The 21,823-nt window shown below is 70.8% G+C and carries 25 protein-coding genes and 1 pseudogene; 12 read left to right on the top strand and 14 right to left on the bottom strand.

Features of this window, described 5'->3' with window-relative positions; translation table 11 throughout:
• Positions 1-108: 108 nt before the first annotated feature.
• A complete protein-coding gene (locus tag ABD932_RS32530) occupies positions 109-579 on the bottom strand; it encodes a hypothetical protein (RefSeq protein WP_345018241.1) in 471 nt (156 codons plus the stop codon).
• 208 nt (positions 580-787) lie between these two features.
• Positions 788-1,768, bottom strand: a complete 981-nt coding sequence (locus ABD932_RS32525; RefSeq protein ID WP_345018239.1) for an ArsR/SmtB family transcription factor — start codon at positions 1,766-1,768, stop codon at positions 788-790.
• 89 nt (positions 1,769-1,857) lie between these two features.
• Between ABD932_RS32525 and ABD932_RS32520 the strand changes: the two genes are divergently transcribed.
• Entirely contained in the window at positions 1,858-3,174 is a 1,317-nt protein-coding gene (locus tag ABD932_RS32520) for an MFS transporter (protein ID WP_345018237.1), read from the top strand.
• A gap of 103 nt (positions 3,175-3,277) precedes the next feature.
• Positions 3,278-3,862: a DinB family protein gene (locus ABD932_RS32515; RefSeq protein ID WP_345018235.1), complete on the top strand. Its 585-nt coding sequence runs from the start codon at positions 3,278-3,280 to the stop codon at positions 3,860-3,862.
• Here the strand turns inward: ABD932_RS32515 and ABD932_RS32510 are convergent.
• The 3 genes and pseudogenes from ABD932_RS32510 to ABD932_RS32500 all read right to left on the bottom strand — a co-directional run.
• Positions 3,859-4,158 (bottom strand): annotated as a pseudogene (locus ABD932_RS32510) (Tn3 family transposase); the annotation flags it as partial. The gene ABD932_RS32515 and the pseudogene ABD932_RS32510 overlap by 4 nt on opposite strands.
• 129 nt (positions 4,159-4,287) lie before the next feature.
• On the bottom strand, positions 4,288-4,701 hold the full coding sequence (locus ABD932_RS32505) for a hypothetical protein (protein ID WP_345018233.1): 414 nt from the start codon (positions 4,699-4,701) through the stop codon (positions 4,288-4,290).
• A gap of 93 nt (positions 4,702-4,794) precedes the next feature.
• A complete protein-coding gene (locus tag ABD932_RS32500; protein WP_345018231.1) occupies positions 4,795-5,400 on the bottom strand; it encodes an NADPH-dependent FMN reductase in 606 nt (201 codons plus the stop codon).
• A gap of 107 nt (positions 5,401-5,507) precedes the next feature.
• Between ABD932_RS32500 and ABD932_RS32495 the strand changes: the two genes are divergently transcribed.
• Positions 5,508-6,167, top strand: a complete 660-nt coding sequence (locus ABD932_RS32495; protein ID WP_345018229.1) for a TetR/AcrR family transcriptional regulator — start codon at positions 5,508-5,510, stop codon at positions 6,165-6,167.
• Between the two features lie 112 nt (positions 6,168-6,279).
• On the opposite strand, the gene ABD932_RS32490 is transcribed toward ABD932_RS32495, so the two are convergent.
• The 3 genes from ABD932_RS32490 to ABD932_RS32480 all read right to left on the bottom strand — a co-directional run bounded on the left by ABD932_RS32490 (position 6,280) and on the right by ABD932_RS32480 (position 9,082).
• Positions 6,280-7,068, bottom strand: a complete 789-nt coding sequence (locus ABD932_RS32490) for an SDR family oxidoreductase (RefSeq protein ID WP_345018227.1) — start codon at positions 7,066-7,068, stop codon at positions 6,280-6,282.
• Positions 7,069-7,144: 76 nt separating this feature from the next.
• Positions 7,145-8,104, bottom strand: a complete 960-nt coding sequence (locus tag ABD932_RS32485; RefSeq protein ID WP_345018225.1) for an NAD-dependent epimerase/dehydratase family protein — start codon at positions 8,102-8,104, stop codon at positions 7,145-7,147.
• A 42-nt stretch (positions 8,105-8,146) separates the two neighbouring features.
• Entirely contained in the window at positions 8,147-9,082 is a 936-nt protein-coding gene (locus ABD932_RS32480; protein ID WP_345018356.1) for a ScbA/BarX family gamma-butyrolactone biosynthesis protein, read from the bottom strand.
• Positions 9,083-9,339: 257 nt separating this feature from the next.
• Between ABD932_RS32480 and ABD932_RS32475 the strand changes: the two genes are divergently transcribed.
• Both ABD932_RS32475 and ABD932_RS32470 read left to right on the top strand, forming a co-directional pair.
• Positions 9,340-10,020: a ScbR family autoregulator-binding transcription factor gene (locus ABD932_RS32475; protein WP_345018223.1), complete on the top strand. Its 681-nt coding sequence runs from the start codon at positions 9,340-9,342 to the stop codon at positions 10,018-10,020.
• A 99-nt stretch (positions 10,021-10,119) separates the two neighbouring features.
• Positions 10,120-11,079 (top strand): D-2-hydroxyacid dehydrogenase family protein, encoded by a 960-nt coding sequence (locus ABD932_RS32470; RefSeq protein ID WP_345018221.1) that lies wholly within the window; start codon positions 10,120-10,122, stop codon positions 11,077-11,079.
• Between the two features lie 9 nt (positions 11,080-11,088).
• Here the strand turns inward: ABD932_RS32470 and ABD932_RS32465 are convergent, their stop codons facing one another.
• From ABD932_RS32465 to ABD932_RS32445, 5 genes are all read right to left on the bottom strand, one after another.
• Complete coding sequence (locus tag ABD932_RS32465) at positions 11,089-11,676, bottom strand: DUF2087 domain-containing protein (protein ID WP_345018219.1); 588 nt, start codon at positions 11,674-11,676, stop codon at positions 11,089-11,091.
• A 72-nt stretch (positions 11,677-11,748) separates the two neighbouring features.
• Positions 11,749-12,609 carry a tyrosinase family protein gene (locus tag ABD932_RS32460; RefSeq protein WP_345018217.1) on the bottom strand — a complete coding sequence of 287 codons (861 nt, stop codon included), beginning with the start codon at positions 12,607-12,609 and terminating at the stop codon, positions 11,749-11,751.
• A complete protein-coding gene (locus ABD932_RS32455; RefSeq protein WP_345018215.1) occupies positions 12,593-13,090 on the bottom strand; it encodes a tyrosinase family oxidase copper chaperone in 498 nt (165 codons plus the stop codon). The genes ABD932_RS32460 and ABD932_RS32455 overlap by 17 nt, the downstream gene beginning before the upstream one ends.
• 90 nt (positions 13,091-13,180) lie before the next feature.
• Positions 13,181-13,792, bottom strand: coding sequence for a vitamin K epoxide reductase family protein (locus ABD932_RS32450; protein WP_425587546.1), 612 nt, complete (start codon positions 13,790-13,792; stop codon positions 13,181-13,183).
• The gene (locus tag ABD932_RS32445; protein WP_345018211.1) at positions 13,786-14,505 is read right to left on the bottom strand and encodes a glycoside hydrolase family 16 protein; all 720 of its coding nucleotides are present in this window, start codon (positions 14,503-14,505) and stop codon (positions 13,786-13,788) included. The genes ABD932_RS32450 and ABD932_RS32445 overlap by 7 nt, the downstream gene beginning before the upstream one ends.
• 248 nt (positions 14,506-14,753) lie before the next feature.
• On the opposite strand from ABD932_RS32445, the gene ABD932_RS32440 reads away from it, so the two are divergent.
• From ABD932_RS32440 to ABD932_RS32425, 4 genes are all read left to right on the top strand, one after another.
• Entirely contained in the window at positions 14,754-15,161 is a 408-nt protein-coding gene (locus tag ABD932_RS32440) for a hypothetical protein (RefSeq protein WP_345018209.1), read from the top strand.
• Between the two features lie 297 nt (positions 15,162-15,458).
• On the top strand, positions 15,459-15,794 hold the full coding sequence (locus ABD932_RS32435; RefSeq protein ID WP_345018207.1) for a hypothetical protein: 336 nt from the start codon (positions 15,459-15,461) through the stop codon (positions 15,792-15,794).
• A 62-nt stretch (positions 15,795-15,856) separates the two neighbouring features.
• Positions 15,857-16,177, top strand: coding sequence for a hypothetical protein (locus ABD932_RS32430; protein WP_345018204.1), 321 nt, complete (start codon positions 15,857-15,859; stop codon positions 16,175-16,177).
• 61 nt (positions 16,178-16,238) lie between these two features.
• Complete coding sequence (locus ABD932_RS32425; protein ID WP_345018202.1) at positions 16,239-16,559, top strand: hypothetical protein; 321 nt, start codon at positions 16,239-16,241, stop codon at positions 16,557-16,559.
• A gap of 352 nt (positions 16,560-16,911) precedes the next feature.
• On the opposite strand, the gene ABD932_RS32420 is transcribed toward ABD932_RS32425, so the two are convergent.
• A complete protein-coding gene (locus tag ABD932_RS32420) occupies positions 16,912-17,217 on the bottom strand; it encodes a hypothetical protein (RefSeq protein WP_345018354.1) in 306 nt (101 codons plus the stop codon).
• Between the two features lie 462 nt (positions 17,218-17,679).
• Between ABD932_RS32420 and ABD932_RS32415 the strand changes: the two genes are divergently transcribed.
• From ABD932_RS32415 to ABD932_RS32405, 3 genes are read left to right on the top strand one after another with little or no spacing between them, the layout of a single operon-like run.
• Positions 17,680-18,795: a glycosyltransferase gene (locus ABD932_RS32415; RefSeq protein ID WP_345018200.1), complete on the top strand. Its 1,116-nt coding sequence runs from the start codon at positions 17,680-17,682 to the stop codon at positions 18,793-18,795.
• A 20-nt stretch (positions 18,796-18,815) separates the two neighbouring features.
• Positions 18,816-20,282, top strand: coding sequence for an exopolysaccharide biosynthesis polyprenyl glycosylphosphotransferase (locus ABD932_RS32410; RefSeq protein WP_345018198.1), 1,467 nt, complete (start codon positions 18,816-18,818; stop codon positions 20,280-20,282).
• A gap of 6 nt (positions 20,283-20,288) precedes the next feature.
• Positions 20,289-21,704: an O-antigen ligase family protein gene (locus tag ABD932_RS32405; protein ID WP_345018196.1), complete on the top strand. Its 1,416-nt coding sequence runs from the start codon at positions 20,289-20,291 to the stop codon at positions 21,702-21,704.
• The last annotated feature ends 119 nt before the right edge of the window (positions 21,705-21,823 follow it).

Raw genomic sequence — 21,823 nt, 5'->3', positions numbered from 1 at the left:
CACATGCCAGGTACTGCTGAAGCGGCTGGCGAACGGCGGGAGCAAGAGCGGAAGAACCCGGAGCCCGGAGGGCTCGCTGCCCCGCCGGCGGATCGCGGGCGTAGTAGTTCACTCGGTGCGCATCGCATCGGTTCTCATATCCACCCGCATCGCATCCCGCGTCGCATGAAGGCCCTGGACCACGTCGTCGTCATGAGCGGTGCGTGCGGCATCGTCCCAACGGAGCCCTTCGCCGACAGCGTCACGGAGTCGCCGCACGCTGCGAAAGTAGTTCAGTGCCGGCGTGACGACGCCGCTGGGCGCGAAGACCTCGAGTTGATAGCGCTGTTCGTAGCATCCGGCGAAGATCGCCCGAGCAGCTGTGGCACGTTCCTCGTTCGGCAATCGATCGTCTCGGCTGATCGTCCATAGCTCACCTCGCGCTTTGGTCAGGGCGCTGAGGAACGCTCCGTACAGTTCACGGCGGGATTGCCGCCACTCGGCAACAGCAGCACGTCTGTCGCGACGAGATTCGACGAGCAAGGAGGTGCCAGTGGCTATGAAGGCTCCCAGGAGGGTCGCCCCGAGTGTCGTCCACATGGACGCACCGTAGAGCTTCCTTGGCCCGAAGGGGCCCGGTCAGAACCACACAGCCCGTCTCAGTTTCCGTCTCATTCAGCCTGGTTCACGGCCGTTCAGGTAAGACCGCGCGTCGGCCCCGCCCCAAGGCCCGTGCGCACGCAGCCCTGCTGAAGGCAGCGAGTGACGCGAGCACGCCCCACATCGTGAACAGTGCTGATCTGAGCCCTCAGCCCGAACCGGCGACCAGCGCCTCGCCGAGCGGGGTGCGCCGGTAGAGCACCGACCGTCCGGAGCGGGCGCGGACGAGCAGCCCCGCGCCTCGCAGGATGGCGAGGTGGTCTCCAACCGCGCCGGGTGCCATGGCGAGGCTTCGGGCGAGGTGGCTGGTACTGGCCGGGGCGTCCAGCGCCAACAGCAGCCGGGCTCGGGCCCGGCCGATCAGAGCGGTCAGCGCGTCCGGTTGGGGGACGGTCGCCTGTTCGCCCCACAGGGCCGCGGTGCCGCGGGCACGATAGACCAAGGTCCTGGGCCAGGGGTCTTCCAGGTGGGCGGCGATGTTCCCGACGAAGACCGAAGGGATCAGCAATAGCCCGTCGCCGACGAGGCGGACGCTTCCGACTGGGGGGAACAAGCCGATCTCGATACCGCCGGCGCGCCAGGCGATGCTCGGGTGCAGGCTCTCGATGGTCGTGGCCCATCCGTGTTCGCCGATCACACCCACCCGGTGCACGACATCGCGCTCACAGATCGCGCGCAGTTGCGGCCAGTCCCTGGCGAGCAGTTCGTGCCACGCCTGGTCCATCGCCTCGGCGATCCTGGAGACGGCGTCCGTGGAGTCCAGCACCGCGCGTACGCGGGGATCACGGGCGGACGGGCCCGTCGCAGTGGTGGCGATTTCGTGGCGGGCCGCTTCCAGCGGTGTGGCCCGGATCATGGCCAGGTCGTCTGCCCAGGTCTGGTTGAGGCCGCGCGGGGGCGGGGCGACGAAGCTCGGTCCGGATTGCGGGTTGTGCAGGGCGAGGGCGGCGTCCAGTTCGGTCTCGCGGCGAAGCCGTTCAAAGGCCGGCCGGAGCCGGGTGGCCCAGGCTCGCGGCAGCGGCCGGTCGTGGCCGGCGAGCGAGCGCAGCAGCAAGCAGAGGTCCAACGCGGGCGACAGTGCGAAGCGGCTGCGCAGCAGGTCCTCGACGGAGACTTCGAAGCGGAGCACCCTGCGATGCTACCGCCGGACGTCTGTTCAGATTCGTCCAGCGACGAATCATTGGTGAGTGGCGTGGGCGCACGGCGAGGCTCGGCGTCATGACCCCAACCGCCGAGCCCGCGCAGGGCACCCACCGTGCCACCTACCGGGAGGTGCTGTCCGAGCCGCGATTCCGGCTGCTCTTCTCGACCCGCGCCGTCGCGATCACCGCGGGCTCGCTGCGGATCACCACGTTCTCGGTGCTGGTCTTCGCGGCCACCGGCTCCGCGCTGTTGAGCGCACTGGCCTTCGGCATCGGCTTTCTCCCGCAGTTGTTCGGCTCGCTGCTGCTGGGCTCACTGGCCGACCAGCTGCCGCCCCGCGCGCTCATCGCCGGCGGCTACGCCTTGGAGTGCGCCGCCGCCCTGCTGCTCGCCCTGGTACGGATGCCGATCGCGGCAAGCCTCGGTGTCGTGGCGCTGGTCGCCCTCGCCACACCGGTGTTCGGCGGCGCGTCGAGTCGGCTGGTCGCGCGGTGGCTGAAGGGCGACGCCTATGTACTGGGCCGTTCACTGAACAACATCGCCTCCTCTGGCGCGCAGTTGTTCGGTCTGGCGCTGGGAGGTGCGGTCGTCGCGGTACTCGGCCCACACCGGGCGCTCGCGGTGAGCGCCGCCCTCTACCTCGGCTGCGCGCTCGCTGTCCGCATCCGGCTACCCCGGCTGCAGCCGGGAGAGTTCGGCGGCACACCCGGCAGCATTCGGGGCGATGGCGGGGCCGTCCGGGCAAGCCTGCACGGTGCCGGCCTGCTGCTGCGCGGACGCACAGTGCGACGACTGATGCTGGCCCAGTGGCTACCGCCCGCGTTCGTAGCGGGCGCGGAAGGTCTGATCGTCGCCTACGCGGGAGGACGCCACTTCGCGCCCGGCTGGTACGCGGTGCTGATGGGCTGTCTGCCGGTCGGCATGCTTGTCGGTGACCTGCTGGTGGGTCGACTGCTACGGCCACCCACCCGGGAGCGACTGGTAGTCCCGTTGATTGCGCTGACGGGACTGCCGCTGGTCGGCTTCGCCACCGAGCCCGGAGTGGGCGTCTCGTCCTGTCTGCTGCTGCTCTGCGGCTTCGGACTGGCCTACGGTCTCGGCCTGCAACGGCCGTTCCTGGACGCCCTGCCGAAGGGTGGCCAGGGCCAGGCCTTCGGTCTGCTCGGCTCCGGCAGCATGACGCTGCAGGGCGTCGGGCCGGCCTGCTTCGGCTCGGTGGCCGCAGGCATCGGAACAGGCGGCGCAATCGCCCTGGCAGGCGGCGCGGCGGTGCTTACCGCCGGTTGGATTCTCACCTGGCACCCGCCCACCTCCCCGGTCCCCGTCCCGAACCACTCAACGGGATCAGAGAACGGCACCGAACAGCATGCGTGTAGGTCTCCCGCGCAATAACCGTCGCAGGACGGGTCGGCCGCGAGCCGTCACGCACCCCGGCCGTTGCGGACCACGTACGGGATCTTGAGACAACGAACAGCCCATGGAAGGTTCATGCCGCATGATCGATGAATTCGCGAAAGACAACCTGCACGGGAGGCTGCGGCGTGACCGCGAGGCGCTGCTCTGGAAGCTCGACGGCTTGTCCGAATACGACGCCCGCCGACCTTTGACAGCGACCGGGACCAACCTCCTCGGCCTGGTCAAACACGTGGCCACCGTCGAGGCCAGGTACTTCGGCGAGGTCTTCGACCGCCCTTCCCCGGAACCGCTGTCCCGGTGGCAGGATTACGACGGCAGCGATCAGTGGGCGACCGAGGACGAGACCCGCGATCAGATCATCGAGTTCTACCGGCGCACGTGGGAACACTCGGACGCGACGATCAACGAGCTTCCCCTCGACGCCCCCGGCCACGTGCCGTGGTGGCCGGAGCCTCATCCCAACACGAACCTGTTCGCCGTCCTGGTCCATGTCCTCGGCGAGTCCAACCGGCATGCCGGGCACGCCGATATCCTGCGCGAGGGCCTCGACGGCCGGACCGGGGTGCGCCCCGAACACGAGCAGCAGATCGACGAGGAAGCCCGTGCGGCCTACTGCGCGAAGATCGAGCAGGCCGCCAGGTCGGCCGCATCAATCAAGGCTTAGTCAGACAGACCAGGCAGCCTGACATCAGCTCCCCTACCGGCGCTTGCGATTTCCTCGTCCAGCTCGGGCGCGTCCGCGTCCGCGTCGCGCAGCGGGCGCAGGGCGCCGGCGGCCGGGGTCGAGGCGGTGAGCTGTAGCGGCCGAGCACGTTCAGGTTGCGGCGCTTGAGCGGGGAGAGCCGGGTGATGTGCTCCTCACGGATCGCGTGGCCCTCGGCCTGGTAGCTGGGCGACGGCGGCGTCGACGTAACGGGTCGTCCAGAGCACGATGGTGCTGAGGACCAGGCCGAGCTGGCCGCCGGCCTCGCCGGTGACGAGCTGGAAGCCCAGTTGCGCTGCTGACGCACGGCATCTGAGGCCGTTCAAGCGGCCATATCCACGCACGCCGAAGCCACCGGGGCCAGCCGGTATGACCTTCGTCCGCGCTCAGGCTGCGGCTTCGCCGGGGTCCTCGTCCTCGTCCTCGTCCTCGTCTTCGTCTTCCGAGGAGCCGCCCCGCTCATAACCCGATACAGGAATTTCGCGGCCGTCAGCGAGCCTCCTCGTGTACCCGGACACCGAGTGCCTGACGGGCGGTTTCCGTCGCTCGTCCTCCTCCACAGAGTCGTCGGCCGACCCGGTGTCCTCGGCATCCTCGGTGTCCTCGGCATCCTCGGTGGCGTTCTGCTCCATGGCCTGCCTGGCGAACACGATCGCAACGGCCACGGCCACGCCGCCGACTGCGCCACACGCGGCGCGGATCGTCGTCCTGTGCTTCCCGTACCAGTTCTTCGTCTTCTCGACGAAGGAGGCGGGCTCGCCTTCCCCGGAGGTGGGCTCGCTGGGCGTGGAGTCGTTCACGCGCACACATCTACCGGACCCATTCCTCACCTGTCAGGCAATCGCCCGACATCACCCGACAGGGCGGCACGCGCACCCCCGCCCCTCAGCGCCTCAGGCCTGCGGGTTGTAGGGGGACTTGGCGCGGGCCTCGTGCAGTGCCGTGCCCCACCAGGCGAGTTCGTCGAGCATCACCTTGACCGCGCCGTTCGTGCCCTCGGTGTCCCGCGGCGTGCCGTCCTCGCCGAACGCCTCCCAGGAGAACGGGAAGGCGACCCCGTCGCGGATGGTGACGGCGTGCATCTCGGCGAAGACCTGGCGCAACTGCTCGACGGCGCGCAGGCCGCCGCTCTGGGCGCCGTAGGAGACGAAGCCGACCGGCTTGGCCTGCCACTCGGTGAAGTGCCAGTCGACGAGCGCCTTCAGCGAGGCCGGGAAGCTGTGGTTGTACTCGGGGGTCACGACGACGAACCCGTCGGCCGCGGCCAGCTTCGCGGAGAGCGGGAGCATCCCGGCCGGGCGTATCTCTTCGGCCGCCCTGGCGGGCGGAATCTCCGGAAGGCTGAGCGGCAGCTCCGTCCCGGCGAGGTCGACGACCTCGACGTCGAAGGCGCTGTGCTCCTTGGCCAGCCCGGCGAACCAGTTCGTCACGACCTCACCGAAACGCCCCTCGCGGACGCTTCCGAGGATGACGACGAGCTTCAAGGTGTCCGTGGACATGCGGGGTTACTCCTTCGTCAAGGGAACAAAGAGGTGCCGAGAAGGGAAAGTACAACGTGCATTGCAACTAGTAAAGTGGTCGTTGTAATCGACGAGGAGGTACCACGATGGCCAGGGCGGACAGCGGGCAGAACCGGCCACGCAAGGGGTTCCCGGAGAAGCGGCGGGCCATCCTGGAGGCCTCCCGAAAGGTCTTCGGGCGGGTCGGCTACCAGGGCGCGAGCATCGACGTGATCGCCTCCGAGGCCTGTGTGTCGACGCGCACGATCTACAACCACTTCGAGAACAAGGAACAGCTTTTCGCCACCGTGCTGATCGACAGCTCGGAGCAGGTGGCCGCCGCTCACGAGGCGATGATCGAGCGCCACCTCGGCAGCACGTCGAGCGCCGCCGGCCTGGAGGACGACCTGGTGAGCCTGGCCAAGGACTGGGTGCGGCCGCGCCCGGAGTTCACCGACCACTTCGCGATCACCGCCCGGATCAACGTCGAGGGCGAGAACTTCCCCGGCGACCTCCACGACGCCTGGCAGAAGGCCGGCCCCCTGCGCGTGCAGCGCACCCTCGCCGCCCGGCTGGCCCGGCTGGCCGAGCGCGGACTGCTGCACGTGCAGGACTCCGAACTGGCCGCCCAGCACTTCGTGGTGCTGATCTCCAACACCTGGGGCCGGGGCCGGGCGGGCGTGGACGCGCTCTCCGACGACGAGATCCACGAGATCGCGGCGACCGGCGTCCACGCCTTTCTGTACGGCTATCTGCCTCGGGGGTGAATCGACCGGCCGGGGACCTCAACCGCTCGCACAGGAGGTGCTACTGCCCCCCCGGGCTCCCGGCACCCGGCACCCGGCACCCGGCACCCGGCACCCGGCACCCGGCCCACCGTCACAGATCCGTGCCCCCGCTGACATCGAGATACTGCCCGGTGATCCAGCGGGAGTCGTCCGACGCCAGGAACGCCACCACGTCCGCCACGTCGGAGGGCCTGCCGATCCGGTCGAAGACGGACCGGGCGGCGAGGGCGGCCCGTGCCTGGGGGGTCTTCCTGCGCCGGGCGTTCATGTCCGTCTCGATGAACCCCGGCCCGATCGTGTTGACGGTGATGCCGCGACCGCCGAGCTCCTTCGCCAGGCACAGGGTCATCGTGTCCAGCGCGCCCTTGGACATGGCGTACGCGACGGAGTCGGGAAAGGCGCGCCGTGTGGCGAGCGAGGAGATGTTGATGACGCGCCCGCCGTCCCGCATCCGCCGCAGCGCCTGCTGCACGAGGAAGAACGGCGCCTTGGCGTTGACGGCGATCATCCGGTCGAAGACTTCGGGAACCGACTCCCCGATCGGCCCCGAACCGCTCACGCCCGCGCTGTTCACCAGGATGTCCAGCGAGCCCCCGGCGTCGACCGCCCCCTCTGTCTGCTCCAGCAGCCCGGCGTCGAAGGCCGCGAAGACGGCGTCGGCGTCGCCCGGCACCCCGAGCTCCGCCCCGACCGGGAAGGCCAGGCCGCCGTCCTCGCGTATCCCCGCGACGACTTCCAGCGCGGCGGTCTCGCTGTGGCCGTAGTGGACTCCGACCAGCGCACCGTCACGGGCGAGTCGCTCGGCGATGCCTCTGCCGATGCCCCGGCCGGCCCCGGTGACGAGGGCGATCTTGCCTGTCAGTGCGCATTTGGTATCCACGATGACCCCGTGTGCAGAAGTCCCTGTGCGAGAAGGGACTGAGCGGAAGACGATGTTCGGAGGGAGAGCGGGCCCGTCAGCGCTCCAGGAACTCCCGGTACCACACGGCGTGTTGAGCCATGCTCTGCCCGAATCCCGCCCCCGGATCGACGCCGACGCCGGCCCAGAAACCGCCGTCCGCGAACCAGTGGTCCACGGCGAGCATGCCGAGGTGGTGCAGCGCGCGCGGCTGTCCGGCGAGACGTGTCCGGGCCTCCTCGACGGCCAGGGGCGGGCCCGGCAGCCGCAGACCGAGCCGCTCGGCCACCGTGTCCAGCAGTACCGAACCGTCCACCGGCTCCGGGTGGTTGACGTGATGGGCGCCGGTCAGTTCCCGGTCCGACAGCCCGGCCGCGACGACCGCGCGCCCCAACGCCCGCACGTCGACGACGGAGTGGCGGGCGGCGCCCTCCTTCAGGCTCGCCGACAACAGCCCCAACAGGGCGACCAGCCCGGGCACCACCCATCGGTCACCGGCCCCGAGCACGAGATGCGGGCGCAGTACGACCCCGCCCGCGTCCAGCACATGCCGCTCGGCGGCGGCCCGGGAACGGCTGGTCGGTGAGGCCGGCGCGTACGGCAACCCGTCCACGGGAGCGCCGGTGAAGGGACCCCGGCCGTACACGGCGGCCGTACTGACGTAGACGACGCGGGCCACGCCGGCGCGGGTCGCCTCCTCGACGAGGGCGCGGGTGCCGTGGTCGTTGACGGTCTCGGCGCGCCGTTCGTCGTCGTCGACGCAGGAGGCGCAGTGCAGGACGACGTCGACGCCGTCGCATACACCGCGCAGGGATGCCGGGTCGGCGAGGTCCGCCCGTACGACGTCCGCCGCGAGGGCACCGTCGGCGGGGCCTCCGCCCGGTGACGGACTCGCCGTCTCGCGCAGCAGGAGCCGTACCGATGACGTCGTGCCGCCGCTCCCCGACTCCCTCAGGGCGGCGACGACATGGCCCCCGATGAAGCCGCTGCCTCCGGTGACGAGGATGCGTGGTGACACGATGGGGTCCTCCCTCTCGGCCTGCGATCCGCAGCGCCGCGCTCAACGGTCGCTGACGGACCCGTCGTTGGGGCCGTCGGGGGCGAGGGCCGGCACGGAGGGCGCCGACGCCGCGACCGTCACCGTACAGCGGAAGACTTCGCCGATGTCCTGCAGGCCACGCACCCGCACCCTGGTCGGGTGGGGGGCGCCCGCGGCCACGGTGCCGGCCTCGATCCAGCAGGGCCTGTCCAGTTCGGCGTACCGCGAGAAGACCATGTCCATGCCGGTGGCGACCACGAGGCCCCGGGGGCGTGAGAAGGCCGTCGCGGCCTGGCGGGCGGCCTCCAGCAGCACGATGCCCGGCACATGGTCGTTCGGCCGCCGGAACAGCGTGGGATGCGCGGTGTCGACCCTGAGCCGCCAGGACCCCGGCCGCGGGGACGGCGCCAGTACGACGGCCGCGGTGTCGGTCCTGCCGACCTCCTCGGGCGGCAGCCCGGGCAGAAGCGGCACGGGGCGGCCGGTCACGGACAACCGCTCCCCGCGCAACCGACGGTAGGCCCGCTCCGACACGCAGTCGACGCGCCCGTCGGCGGTGGCGACGACCCGGCCCGCGCGGCGCAGCACCATGCTGCTGCGCATGCCCGTCGCACGCCGGCCCCGGCGTCGCACATCGCCGCAGGTGATGGAGGCGACGACGCCCTCGGGCGAGCCGTCGAGCGCGAGCCTGGCCGGCGATGTCGCGTACCGCACGCGCTGCATCACGAACCGGGCGTCGCCGGGCACCCCGAACGCGGCATGGGCCAGCAGCATCGTGCTCTGCCGCAGTATCTCCGGTATCAGCAACGGGTCCTGGAGGCGTCCGGATCCGGCGGTGAAGAACCGGTGCCGCACCGGCCAGCGGGCCCTCACCTGGAACCGCGTGTCGTCCAGGCGGCGCCATCCGGTGGGGAAGGCGTCCCGCGGATCCGCCCGGTGCACGTGCTCGCCGCTGATCTCCGTGTGCCAGGAGTCCGGATGGCATCGGCCCGTATGACATTGGTCCGTATGCCGTAAGTCCGGATGGCATAAGTCCGTATGCCGTAAGTCCGTATGCAATAGGGCTGTTGCGTCAGGAGACTGCACCCGGTCCATGGCTTCCTCCGAGCATTCGCCAGAGCGGGGCGCTCCGGCCCGGGCGGGTAAGGTACGTGCGATCCGGTTTTCTTTTCAATACGCGTCGTGATGTCGTGGGCACACATGGTGGGGGTTTCATGGCCCGGCAGGACCGAGCGATCAGGACCCGCCGGTCGATCCTGGAGGCGGCCGCCCGGGTGTTCGGCGAGCGTGGTTACGCCTCCGCCACCGTGGAGGAGATCCTCAACCGCGCCGGGGTCACCAGGGGCGCCCTGTACTTCCACTTCTCCTCCAAGGAGGAGGTCGCGCTCGGCGTGCTGGAAGCCCAGATGCCGACAGACCGGCTCCCCGAGAGGTCGAGCAAGCTGCAGAAGCTCGTCGACCACGGCATGGTCATGGCCTACCGGTTGCAGCACGATCCGCTGGTGCAGGCAGGCGTCTCCCTCGCCCTCGACCAGGGCGCACGCGAGCTGGACCGCAACTCCGCCTTCCGCGCCTGGAGCGACCAGCTGGAGCAGATCCTGACCGAGGCGCGGGGCCAGGGCGAACTCCTGCCGCACATCGACGTGACCGACACCGCCGAGCTCCTCACCGGTGCCTTCTCCGGCGTCCAGGCGATGTCGCAGGCCCGCTGCAACCGCGCCGACCTCGGCCACCGCGTCTCCGTGCTGCTCCGCCACGTCCTGCCGAGCATCTCCACGCCCGCGATGCTGGCCGCCCTCGACCTCTCCCCGGAACGGGGCGAGCGGGTCTTCGAGGAGTACCGGGAGAGTTCTCCCGCGACCGCGACGGCCGCGACACCCGTGACGCGGAGTTAGCAGACTCACAGACAGAAACAAACCGGTCGTCCTGTTCTGCGCCTGCTTCCGGGGCCTCTTCCGTACAGTCGGTTCACCTGGCCATGGAAAGGAACCACCGTGCGGCTGCGCTGTGCTGTGCTCGACGACTTCCAGAACGTGGCGACCGAGGTCGCCGACTGGTCGCCGCTCGCGGACGACGTGGAGGTCGTCGCCTTCACCACCCACTTCCCCGACGAGGACGCCCTCGCCGCGGCCCTGACCGACATCGACATCGTCGTCACCCTGCGGGAACGCGTCCCCTTCCCCGCCTCCCTGTTCGCCCGTCTCCCCCGGCTGAAGCTGCTGATCGCCTCCGGCATGCGCAACTCGGTCATCGACTACGCCGCCGCCGAGGCCCACGGCGTCACCGTGTGCGGTACGGCCAGCTCCTCGACCCCGCCCGTCGAGCTCACCTGGGCCCTGCTGCTCGGCCTCGCCCGCGGCATCGTCGAGGAGAGCGACTCCCTGCGTTCCGGCGGCCCTTGGCAGCTCACGGTCGGCGCCGACCTGCACGGACGCCGCCTCGGGCTGCTCGGCCTGGGCAAGATCGGCAGCCGGGTGGCCCAGGTCGGCCTCGCCTTCGGCATGCACGTCAGCGCCTGGAGCCAGAACCTGACCAAGGAGTACGCCGACGAGGTGGGCGTCCATCTGGCCGCCTCCAAGGAGGAGTTGCTCGCCGAGAGCGACTTCGTCTCCGTCCACCTCGCCCTGAGCGACCGCACCCGGGGCCTGCTCGGCGCGCCCGAACTCGCCCTGCTCAAGCCGACCGCCTACCTGGTCAACACCTCGCGCGCGGCGATCGTCGACCAGGAGGCCCTGCTCACCGCCCTGCACGAGGGCCGTATCGCGGGCGCCGGCGTGGACGTGTTCGACATCGAGCCCCTCCCCGCGGACCACCCGATGCGCACGGCCCCCCGCCTCCTCGCCACACCCCACCTGGGCTATGTCTCGCAGGCCAACTACGCGACGTACTACGGCCAGGCGGTCGAGAACATCCGGGCGTACCTGGCGGGTTCACCGGTACGACGGCTGCCCTGAGTGCGGCGGTCAGGCGGCGTCGGCGTCATCGAGGTCGGTCGGCCGCCGGTAGATGCCCTCGCTCCGGCGCAGATGGTGCAGGTCCACCAGATAGCGCCGGAGCGTCACATGGTCGATGTCGTCGCTGTCCTCGCACCAGGCGCGCAGCTTGTCGTCGACGGTCCGCTCCGGATACTCCACGCCCGGCTCGAAGCTCTGCTCGGCGATGTACCTGAGCACCAGCTTCTTACGGGTCCACCGCGCGGGCAGCCGGACCAGCCGCCCGTCCCGGACGAAGGTCCGCAGGATCACGTCGGCCCGCTCGTCCCCGGAGTCCGAGCCGCCGGCGGCGTCGGACCGGCTCTCCCGCTGCGCGGCCTCCCGGGCGTACTCCTTGAACAGCCCGTACGCGACGCCCAGTTCCCCGTCGTCCCCGGCCGTCACCACGCCCTGCTCCCGCAGTCGCCGCAGCGCCACGGCCGTCTCCTTCGGGGACAGCCCCGCCACCCGGGCGACCTCCTCGCCGCTCCCCGCGCCCAGCGCCACGGCGGCGAAGGCGCGTACGCGGATCTCCTCGGCGAAGAGTCGGACCAGTTGCTCCGTCGGATCGGTTGCCATGCCCGGAGGCTAGTGGAGGACGGGCGCGGAGCCGAGTGGTTTTCGGGTGGGGCGGGGCGTGCGGGACGGGCCTCAGGCGTACCGATAGATCTCGGACACGTCCTCCAGGTCGTCCGGAGTCACATCCCACGGGGGCAGCCGCTCGTGCCGGGCGACGATCCGGCCGTCCTGGCCGCGGCTGCGGCCCGGTGGCCGCGCCGGCAGGTAGCGGTGGTTGCGGTGACGCTGCTGCCAGCGCTGCCACTGCATGTCCACGAAGGCGTGGACCAGCCAGAAGACGGGATCGTTGACGGACCCGCCGCCGAGCATGGCGCCCCCCACCCAGCGGTGCACCCGGTTGTGGTTGAGCCATGGGTTGCTGTCGGGGCCCCACCCCTCCATCTTGTTGCGGAAGCCCTTGGTGACCGTGGAGTCCCACGGGGAGACGTCGTAGACGGGGTCCCTCAGCGCCCGGTCCAGATCGGCCTTGGTGGGCAGGTTGATCGGGTTGCGGGCACGGCCCAGGTCCCGGGTGAGGAACCGGTCGTCGGTGACGCCCGCCCTGATGGTCCACCAGCCGTTGCGGTAGGCGAACGGCCCGGTCATCACCTGCCGGTCCCCGCGCCGCCCGTTCCCGCCGAGCAGATCGTCGGTCCACGGCACCGAGGTCGCCGAACGGTTCTTGGTCCAGTCCCAGTACGGCACCGTCACCGAGTCGTCGACGCGGCGCAGGGCGTTCTCGAGGTCCAGCACGAGCATGCGGTGCCAGGGCAGGAAGGAGGGCGTCATATGGGCGGCCCGCAGGCCTCGCTCGCCGTCGCCGCGGAAGTGCCTGATGTGCAGGCGTACGAACTCGTCGTACTCTCCACGCCGTTTGACCTCGAGCAGCGCCCCGACGAACCGCCGCTTCTCACTGGCCGTCAGCTTGCTCACGTTCTTACGCACGTACACCATGCCGGCCCTCCCCGTGCAGGTGCCCGCCGCCGAACGGCCCGGGGGCCAGGTCGCGCAGCCGCCGGCGGGGCCCGAGTTCGTCGACGGCCGCGCGGGTCGCCTCCAGCGGGGTCCGGTACCAGCTGTAGTGGTCGAGCATGCTCAGCCAGGTGCCGTCGGCCCGGCGCATCAGGTGCAGCGGATTGCCGTCCACCGTGACACGCCAGTCGGCGCCGAGGGCGCTGAGACCCTGGATGGGCAGCGGGGCGCCCTGGATCCGGCGGCCGCGGTAGGTCTCGTCGAAGGGGATGTCGGTGGGCCGCTGCCGGTTCGCGGACTCCACGGGCCGGGAGGCGGCGAGCACCGGGGTGAGCGCCACGGCGCCGGAGCCGAGCAGCAGCCGCGCCACCTCCCGCCGTGTCCGCCTCCTCGGCTCAGTGCTCCCCCGGGTGCCCTCCTGCTGCACCGCACCCACCGACACTCCGTCTGCACTGACGGCCATCGCTCACTCCTCGCACGGTTCGGCTGTTCGTACGAGTAACCGTCCGGGGCGCCCCACGGTCACCACTGAAGCGCCCATACGGTGCAGTGGTCAGCTCGTCCAGAAGTCCCACCAGCGGGTCAGGATCAGCATCCCGACGACCCCGATGTGCAGGACGACGAGCACCCAGGTGAACTCCGCGAAGAGGGTCCGCACCGGGCCCGGCGCGGGCAGGAGGCCGGCTCGTACGAGGAACGACGTCAGGTACCAGAACAGCACGATCGTCGCGATCCAGGCCAGGCAGCACCACAGGCACAGGGCGTTGATGCGGTACAGCGACTCGAACTGCAGCCAGGAGACGAACCCGATCCCGAACAGGCAGCCGGCCTCGAAGGTGAGCCAGTACCAGCGCGGGAAGGCGGCTCCGGCCAGCAGGCTCACGCCGACGCCGATCACGACGGCGTAGGTCACCAGACCCAGCATGGGGTTGGGGAACCCGAAGGCCTCGGCCTGGTCGCTCTCCATCACGCTGCCGCAGGACAGCACCGGGTTCAGGCTGCAGCCCGGGGTGAAGTCCGGGTCCTCCAGCAGCTTGAACTTGTCGAGGGTGATGATCCAGGAGGCCAGTAGTCCGGCAGCCCCGGTGAGCACCAGCAGCAGGGCGAACGCGAGGCCGCCGCACGTGGTCCGTCGGGCGTCCGGGGCAGGGGCCGGGGTCACCACCGTGCGGCCTCGCGGTAGACGCGGAGGTAGTCGACGGCGAAGGTGATCGGCGCCGGGTCGCACGGGGCCGGGTGCCACCGGCCGGCGCTCAGCGACAGGTTCAGGACCGGGTACGCCGACCAGTCGGCGCCGACGCCGGTGCCGTCGGAGAAGACGCACTCGCCGTTGACGTACCACTCGACGGAACACGCGCCGTAGGTGGTGCCGACGGTCACCCACCGGTCCGGGGCGATCGCGTCGGCGTCGGTGTAGTACCTCGACGTCGACGCGCGGTCGGCGTGGTTGGACAGCTCCAGCAGAGCCGGGTTGTCCGGGTGGTACTCGAAGGAGTCGATCTCGTTCCCGCCGTCCTTCCACGTCCACAGCGCCGGCCAGGCGCCGGTCCCCGAGGGCAGTTTGACGCGGGTCTCGACATGGTCCCCGGTCCGCACCCGGAAACCCTCGGCGGAGTACTCGGTGGTGAGCAGCCCGGTGCGCCAGGCCCGCAGGCCGTTCTGCAGGGTGCGGTCGGCGGGTGTCGCGGTGAAGGTGGCCACGCCGCCCGAGACGGTCACACAGCCGGGGTCGAGCCAGTCGAGTTTGTCGTCGTCCGGGTTGTGATCGCAGTAGCGGTAGGCGCTGGTCCGGTCGCCGACCCAGGTGGCGCCCCATTCGATCGGGGCGTCGAACTCCTCCGACCAGATCGGCGTGAAGGTGGCGGTGTCGATGGTCATGGCGGCGAGGGTAGGTCACCCGCCGCATTTCCTGATTCACCTCGCGCAGACGATCGAATCGAGCCGGACGCACCATACGATCAGGCGATCCGCCGACCAGATGTCAATCCCTCCGAATGCCTCTGTGCATTCCATTCTTCACCCCTGCGTTTTTCACGCGTATGGAGCAACGAGTCGCTTTTGCAGGGGCCGTGGACTGCTATGTTCTCCAACCGTCGGATCAGAGGTACTTTCAAGCGAGGTGAATCATGAAGAAGGCAATTTTCACCACTGCGGCGTTGGCCATCGGTGCGGGTCTTGTGGGTGGCGGTGCCGCCACGGCGGCGGCCGCCACAGGGTCTTCCACGGGTGAATCGGGCATCACGGCCGGTCCGCTCGGTCTCATGTCCCCGTCCAAGGTGAGCCCGGCGATCGTGCCGGCCGCCGACACTGTGACGCGGCTGGCCCGCGACGGTGGGATCGCGAAGGGAAGCGCGTTCGACAAGAAGAGCAAGAACGCCGGGGGAATGTCCGGCGTTTACCTGGACGGAATGGACCCGGATACCGCCAAGCGGCCCACAATTCCGGTGAAGAACCCGGCGGGCAGCGGTTCCGTCCAGGTCCGTCCGCTGAAGGCGCCGACCGCCGCCGGCTTCGGCTCCCTCCTTCCCAAGTGACGACCCGGCAACCGTACGAGTCCCTGGCCCCGGAATTCTGAGACTCTGATCCGGTTCTCGGCAACCCGCGCACCATCACTCCGGCCCACCGGCCCGCACTCTGCCGGTGGGCCGGAGGCATGTCGGCATCCGTTCCACTGCGGGAATCAAGTTAAGCCGGACACACCAACGGCAGGCCGCATTGCGCCATCCGAAGGAATCTGTCCACGTTTGATTGTTCCCGCCGTGACTTATGCGTGCATATACGGGTTTCCTTTTCGTAAGCGTGCGCAACCGTGAATTCAGGAAGGAACCAAGTTGCCCAAGAAGTTCGCGGTCATCACGGCCCTCGCCCTCAGCACCGTCGTTGCCGGCGCCGGCATTGCTTCTGCCGGTGAATACGACGGCAACGGCAAGACCACCACCGTCAAGGGCGGTGAAGGCTTCTCGTCGGCCCCCGTTGTCGTGAACGCGCCCCAGCAGGGCGTTCTCATCGTCAACGGCACCCTGGTCGACGGTCGCTGCCTCGCCCCGTGGTCCAACGGATCCGTCCTCGGCGGCGTCGTCGCGACGAACTCGCACTACGCCTCCTGCAACACGGGCACGGTCAACCAGCAGCAGGCCGGCCACTACAAGGGCGGTCTCCTCTTCTGACTCCTGGTCCGAGCAATTCGCAGCAGGTAAATCTCCCGACGCAGCCCGGAAAGGGGCAGCTCATGCGTAACAAGGTTACGGCCGTTTCCGCGCTTGCCGCGGGCATCGTTCTGGCGACCGGTGGTACCGCCGCCGCCGACGGCGACATCACCACCGTCCACGGTGGCAAGGATTTCTCGTCAGCCCCGGTCGTCGTCAACGAGCCCCAGCAAGGCATTCTCATCGCCAACGGCACCCTGGTCGACGGTCGCTGCCTCGCTCCGTGGTCCAACGGATCCGTCCTCGGCGGCGTCGTCGCGACGAACTCGCACTACGCCTCCTGCAACACGGGCACGGTCGACCAGACCCAGACCGGCCACTACAAGGGCGGCCTCCTCTTCTGACTCCTGGTCCGAGCAATTCGGAGCAGGTCAACCCCAAACGCAGCCCGGAAAGGCTCAGCTCATGCGTAACAAGGTTACGGCCATTTCCGCCCTCGCCGCAGGCATCGTCCTGGCGGCCGGCGGCACCGCCGCCGCCGACAGTGACACCACCACCGTCAAGGGTGGCAGCGGCTTCTCGTCGGCCCCGGTCGTCGTGAACGAACCGCAGCAGGGGATCGCCGTGGTCAACGGGGCCGTCCTCGACGCCCGCTGCGCCGCGCCGTGGTCCAACGGATCCGTCCTCGGCGGCGTCGTCGCGACGAACTCGCACTACGCCTCCTGCAACACGGGCACGGTGAACCAGCAGCAGCCCGGCTCGTACTTCGGCGGCCTCCTGTTCTGAGCAGTCCTTCGCCCGATGGCGGTCCGCCGGAAACCCGGCGGGCCGCCATCGGCCTTTGTGTGCGGGGATTTCCGCGGCAAAGCATGAGCCCCGTCCGCATGGGAGTGCGGACGGGGCCCACGGAGAGCGCCGACAAGGAGGAATGAGCGCCGATTCACCTGGACCAACGACTCCGAAACACCTATGGTCACCCTGCCTCATTCATTTGGCCCAATGCGGCGAACCACCAGGGCAATTGCACTCCCGCCGCCCCGAGAACGCCGAAGGGCCGACTCCGCGAAGTGCGGAGCCGACCCTGAACATCGAGCCGATGGGCGACGAAGTCGAGGAACGAGTCGCCTGCTTGGATCGCCTACTTGTTGATCGGCAGTCCACCGAGCAGCTGACCGCCGGCGGGGTTCGGCAGCGTGCCGCCGATGATAGGGGTCTTCACCACGCCCGACTTGTTCACGCCCTGCTTGACACCGTCCGTCGTGCGCCTGACGTTGTTGCCCACGTAGCCCGTCGGCACCTTGGCGGCCGAGGGGAGGCTACGGGCGACCGACTTCCCGTTGTCGACGAGGCCGGTGGCCGGCATGTCCACCGCGGCGGCGGGCCCGGCGACACCGGCAACGGCGAGGGAGCCAGCGACGACCGCGGCAGCCTTCAGGTTCTTCATCATGTTCCTTTCCTGGGGACTCGACTTCTGTAACTCGCGTTCGGCGAAGGGGATTTGATTCCGCAGACGCCGTGAGTGAGTCGGTCTCGGTTCTCCTGGGCTAACGAGAGGGGGCCGGTCTGGAAACTCTGCCGCGGACAACTTCCAGGAACTCATACGAAAAGACCCGTGAGGATCGGACGGCCCCCGGCCGATCGGGTGGCCGTCCGGAACCACACCGCACGGCGGCTCCGAATGGGTGGCATCACACGGGAAACAACTCGGAAAGCGACGCCGTTCCGACACGGTCGGCGGCCTGACCGTTAAATATGGATAAGTGTCTGGTGCCGCTCATCCCATGAACTTACAAGGCCGGTTGCCCCGCAGAGCCTGCCGAACAGGCGCGGGATCTTACATCGGGAACGCGAGCCACACATCGTGTTGCTGGTTCGGACTCTTTTCTTCGGAAGGGCGGCCTCGGTCATGCGTATTTCCGCGCCGCACGTCCTGCATGTCGCGCAGCCCGTCGAGGCCGGTGTCGCGCGGGTCGTGACAGACCTGGTGGCCGCGCAGGTCGCCGCGGGGCTGCGGGTGACGGTGGCCTGTCCGGAGGGCGGCACGCTGACGGACTCCCTGCGCGCGGCGGACTGCACGGTGCTGCGCTGGGCCGCGACCCGCGCGCCGGGGCCCCGACTCCCGGGCGAGGTACGGCGGTTGGCGCGGCTGGTGGGTGACGTACGGCCGGACCTGGTGCACGCGCACAGCGCGAAGGCGGGGCTCGCGGCCCGGCTCGCGGTGCGCGGCCGGCTGCCGACCGTCTTCCAGCCGCACGCCTGGTCGTTCGAGGCCGCGGACGGCGTCGTCGCGCGGCTCGCGCTGGGCTGGGAACGGTTCGGGGCGCGGTGGGCGTCGCGCGTGGTGTGCGTGAGCGAGGCCGAGCGGCGTACCGGGGAGCGAAGCGGCATCGCCGCCTCGTGGCGGGTGATCCCCAACGGTGTCGACACCGGAAGGTTCCGGCCGGAAGGGGACAGCGCGCGGTCGGGGACGGGTCCGCTCGTCGTGTGCGTGGGCCGGCTGTGCCGCCAGAAGGGGCAGGACGTGCTGCTGCGGGCCTGGCCCGAGGTGGTGCGGCAGGTGGCCGGTGCCCGGCTGGTGCTGGTCGGCGACGGTCCGGACGCGGAGCTGCTGCGCCGCGGGGCGCCCGCGTCGGTGGAGTTCGCCGGCGCCGCGTCCGACGCCGCGCCCTGGTACCGGGCCGCCGACGTCGTGGTCCTGCCGTCCCGCTGGGAGGGCATGGCGCTCGCCCCGCTGGAGGCCATGGCGTGCGCCCGGCCGGTCGTCGTCACGGACGTCGACGGAGCGCGCGAGAGCCTGCCGCCCTCCTGTCAGCCGTCCTGCCTGGTGCCGCCGGAGGATCCCGGCGCGCTGGCCCGAGCGCTCACGACGCTGCTGCGGGACGAGCCGCTGCGCGCGGCGCTGGGCGCACAGTGCCGTGCGCATGTGTTCGTCGCCCACGACCTGCGGCAGGCCACGGACGCGGTCACCGACCTGTATCGCGAGTTGCTCGGCGTCGTTCCCGCGCCGGTCGTACCCCACTAGAGCAGGAAGTGCATCACTACATGACCGCGGAAAGTACCGTCGCCTCGCCCGCGGGGCCGCAGCGGATGCCGGAAGGCGCTCTCTCCGTTCCCTTCCCGGGCGGCATCGCCGCCGGACGCCGGCCGTCGCCCGGGCGGGCTGCCCGTCGTCCGCGGCGGGCAGCCCGGGTGTTGCTGTGGCTCGTCGACGGCACCGCCGCCCTGCCGGCCGTCCTGGTCGTGCCCGCACCGCACAGGTACCCGCTGGTCTTCGCCCTGCTGGCCCTCGGCGTGCTGGTCCTGAACCGCCGGGCCTGGCTGTACGACACCTCCGTCGTCCCCGGCGTCCTGGACGAGATCCCGGCCGTCTGCGCCCGGATCGCCGTCGGCTGGGCGGCGGTCGTGGTGCTCTCCCCGCTGCGGTCGCTCCCGATGACCGTGCTGGCCGCCGCCGTTGCCGTGCACTGCTGGACGGCGTGCGCGGGCCGGGCGGCGGTGCACGGGTACCGGCGTCGGGTGCTGCGGCGCCGGCCCTGTCCCGCCCTGGTGGTCGGTCCGCTCGCGGCGGCGCGGGGCGTCGCGGGTGCGCTGCTTCGCCACCCGGACTGCGGAGTCCGCCCCGTGGGGATCGTCGCCGACGGCCTGGAGGTCCTCGGCGACACCGACGACGAGCCCGGGCTGCCGGTGCTCACCACGGGGCAGGACGCGCGCCGGGCGCTCATCCAGAACGGTGTGGAGACGGTGCTCGTCGTGGGGGCCGCCACCCGGGTGGAGAAGGCCGCCGTGCTGCGGGGGCTCGCCTCGTACGGCTGTGTGCTGTGGGAGTTGGAGACGGACACACCGTCGTACGGCCTCGGGGGGCGCCGTGCGCGGGTGGGGCTGCTGGCCGGCTTCGCGCGCAGGCCGCTGGCCCCGGCGGGCGGACGGTGGCGCGGCAGCGTGGGCAAGCGGGTGCTCGACGTGGCGCTCTCGGGCTCGCTGCTGGTCCTGGCCGCCCCGGTGCTGCTGGTGTGCGCGCTCGCGCTGCGGGTCATGGACGGGCCGGGCGTGGTGTTCCGGCAGGAGCGGATCGGGAAGGACGGGCGGCCGTTCACGATGCTGAAGCTGCGCACCCACCGGCCCGCCGGCGCGCACGAGGCGGCGACCCGGTGGAGCGTGGCGAACGACCCGGACATGAGCCGGTTCTGCCACTTCCTGCGCCGCACCTCGCTGGACGAGCTGCTGCAGCTGTGGAACGTCTTGCGCGGTGACATGAGCCTGGTCGGGCCCCGGCCGGAACGGCCGTACTACGTCGCCAAGTTCAGCCAGGCCCACCCGGGCTACCCGGCGCGTCACCGGATGCGGACCGGGATCACCGGCCTCGCCCAGATCCACGGGCTGCGCGGCGACACCTCGATCGAGGACCGGTGCCGCTACGACAACGCCTACATCGACACCTGGTCGCTGTGGCAGGACGTCTGCATCCTGCTGCGTACGGCGGCACAGTTCGTACGGCCGACGGGGAGCTGAGCACCGGTGAGCACTCCCTCGGCCGCCCCTCCCCCGCTCGCGCTGTCGCCGCCGGCGCTGCGCCGGGTCCGCTCCGTCCTGTCCGTACTGCCGGTGGTGGCGGTCGTCGTCCTGCTGGGGCTGCCGGTCGCACCGGACAGCGACGTCACACTCGCGGACGCCGCATCGGGACTGGTCGTGCTGGGGGCCGTCGTGCACACCGCACGGCGGGCGCGGCGGCCGCTGACGCGGACGGCGGCGGTCGTGTGCGCTCTGCCCGTGGTGGGCATCGCGGTGGCCGCTGCGGGGGCGGCGACCGGCGGCGACGCGATCACCGGACTGGCCCGCTATCTGCAGCTGTTCGTGCTCGTCCCGGTCGCGGTGATGCTGCTGGTGCGCGACCGGAGGGGCGCCCGGCTGGTGCTGTGGTCCCTGGTCGGCCTCGCGGTGTGGCAGGGAGCGATCGGGGTGCACCAGAACCTCACCGGGACCGGGGCCCTGTATCAGGGGGCCGACATCCGGGCGGTGGGCACGTTCGGGCCGTCCGACGTGATGGGGATGGCGAACGTCGTCTCGTACGGGATGGTGGCCGCGACCGGTCTCGCCCTCGGGGCGCGGGCGCGGCGGCAGCGGGTGTTGGCGGCCGGATGTGCGCTGGCGCTGCTCGTGCCGCTCGCGCTGTCCTTCAGCCGGGGTGCCTGGATCGCCACGGCGGTGGTCTGCGGGGCGCAGCTGTTGGTGGCCGGGGTGCGGCGGGCGGCGAAGGTGTTCGCGGCGGCGGTCGCGGCCTGCGTCGTGCTGGTCGGCGGGTTCGGGGTGGGCGCGGCGGCGGTGCAGGAGCGGCTGACCAGCATCACCCAGGTCGCCGACGCGCCGGACCAGTCGGTCGTCGACCGGTACACCCTGTGGGCGGCGGCGGCCGGCATGTGGCGCGAGCATCCGGTGACGGGCGTGGGGCTGAAGGCCTTCCCCGCACACCGGGACGGGCACGCCTCGCTCGCGCTGTCGTCGGGCAGCGACACGGCGGGCGCCGGCCAGGCCTTCCGGCGCCAACCGCTGCTGTCCCCGCACAACATGTACCTGCTGATCCTCAGCGAGCAGGGGCTGCTGGGGCTGCTCACGGTGGCGGGCGGCTGGCTGGCCCTGCTGGTGTGCGCGGTGCGCCGGCTGCGGCGGGGCGGACGGTGTGGGCGGGGCGGGCGAGGCGGACGCGCCCGGGACTGCGCGCTCGCGGCCTGCGGGCTGCTCCTGTGGCAGCTCGTGAACTTCCTGTTCGCCGACATCGGCGGGCCCTCCACCGTCCTTACGGCCGTCTGCTTCGGGCTCGCCGCCTGGTGGGCGCTGGCAGACGACGAACCGACGGCGCCGGCCGCGGGCGGGGCGACGGCGGCCCCGGCCGCCGACGAGGTGACGGCCGCGGCCGCGGAATCGGGCTCACGGTGAGGCCCTGGTCGGCAGCCGCCGGTGACGCCCCGGAGCAGCACCCGGGCGGCGTGGGCGACAGGCCCGTGGTCGAGGGCATCCGCCCCGGGTACGCGACCGGCGCGCACCACCTGGTCGCC

This window comes from Streptomyces shaanxiensis, from assembly GCF_039537145.1.
Taxonomy (GTDB): domain Bacteria; phylum Actinomycetota; class Actinomycetes; order Streptomycetales; family Streptomycetaceae; genus Streptomyces; species Streptomyces shaanxiensis.
The sequence above is the reverse complement of the archived record's forward strand: the minus strand, read 5'-3'. Positions and strand labels throughout refer to the sequence as shown.

Bases quoted from the DNA above. Each gene is read 5' to 3' on its own strand.
- ABD932_RS32530 (WP_345018241.1), bottom strand. From the start codon at position 579: ATGTGGACGACACTCGGGGCGACCCTCCTGGGAGCCTTCATAGCCACT.
- ABD932_RS32520 (WP_345018237.1), top strand. From the start codon at position 1,858: ATGACCCCAACCGCCGAGCCCGCGCAGGGCACCCACCGTGCCACCTAC.
- ABD932_RS32515 (WP_345018235.1), top strand. From the start codon at position 3,278: ATGATCGATGAATTCGCGAAAGACAACCTGCACGGGAGGCTGCGGCGT.
- ABD932_RS32500 (WP_345018231.1), bottom strand. From the start codon at position 5,400: ATGTCCACGGACACCTTGAAGCTCGTCGTCATCCTCGGAAGCGTCCGC.
- ABD932_RS32495 (WP_345018229.1), top strand. From the start codon at position 5,508: ATGGCCAGGGCGGACAGCGGGCAGAACCGGCCACGCAAGGGGTTCCCG.
- ABD932_RS32475 (WP_345018223.1), top strand. From the start codon at position 9,340: ATGGCCCGGCAGGACCGAGCGATCAGGACCCGCCGGTCGATCCTGGAG.
- ABD932_RS32465 (WP_345018219.1), bottom strand. From the start codon at position 11,676: ATGGCAACCGATCCGACGGAGCAACTGGTCCGACTCTTCGCCGAGGAG.
- ABD932_RS32460 (WP_345018217.1), bottom strand. From the start codon at position 12,609: ATGGTGTACGTGCGTAAGAACGTGAGCAAGCTGACGGCCAGTGAGAAG.
- ABD932_RS32455 (WP_345018215.1), bottom strand. From the start codon at position 13,090: ATGGCCGTCAGTGCAGACGGAGTGTCGGTGGGTGCGGTGCAGCAGGAG.
- ABD932_RS32445 (WP_345018211.1), bottom strand. From the start codon at position 14,505: ATGACCATCGACACCGCCACCTTCACGCCGATCTGGTCGGAGGAGTTC.
- ABD932_RS32440 (WP_345018209.1), top strand. From the start codon at position 14,754: ATGAAGAAGGCAATTTTCACCACTGCGGCGTTGGCCATCGGTGCGGGT.
- ABD932_RS32430 (WP_345018204.1), top strand. From the start codon at position 15,857: ATGCGTAACAAGGTTACGGCCGTTTCCGCGCTTGCCGCGGGCATCGTT.
- ABD932_RS32425 (WP_345018202.1), top strand. From the start codon at position 16,239: ATGCGTAACAAGGTTACGGCCATTTCCGCCCTCGCCGCAGGCATCGTC.
- ABD932_RS32420 (WP_345018354.1), bottom strand. From the start codon at position 17,217: ATGAAGAACCTGAAGGCTGCCGCGGTCGTCGCTGGCTCCCTCGCCGTT.
- ABD932_RS32415 (WP_345018200.1), top strand. From the start codon at position 17,680: ATGCGTATTTCCGCGCCGCACGTCCTGCATGTCGCGCAGCCCGTCGAG.
- ABD932_RS32410 (WP_345018198.1), top strand. From the start codon at position 18,816: ATGACCGCGGAAAGTACCGTCGCCTCGCCCGCGGGGCCGCAGCGGATG.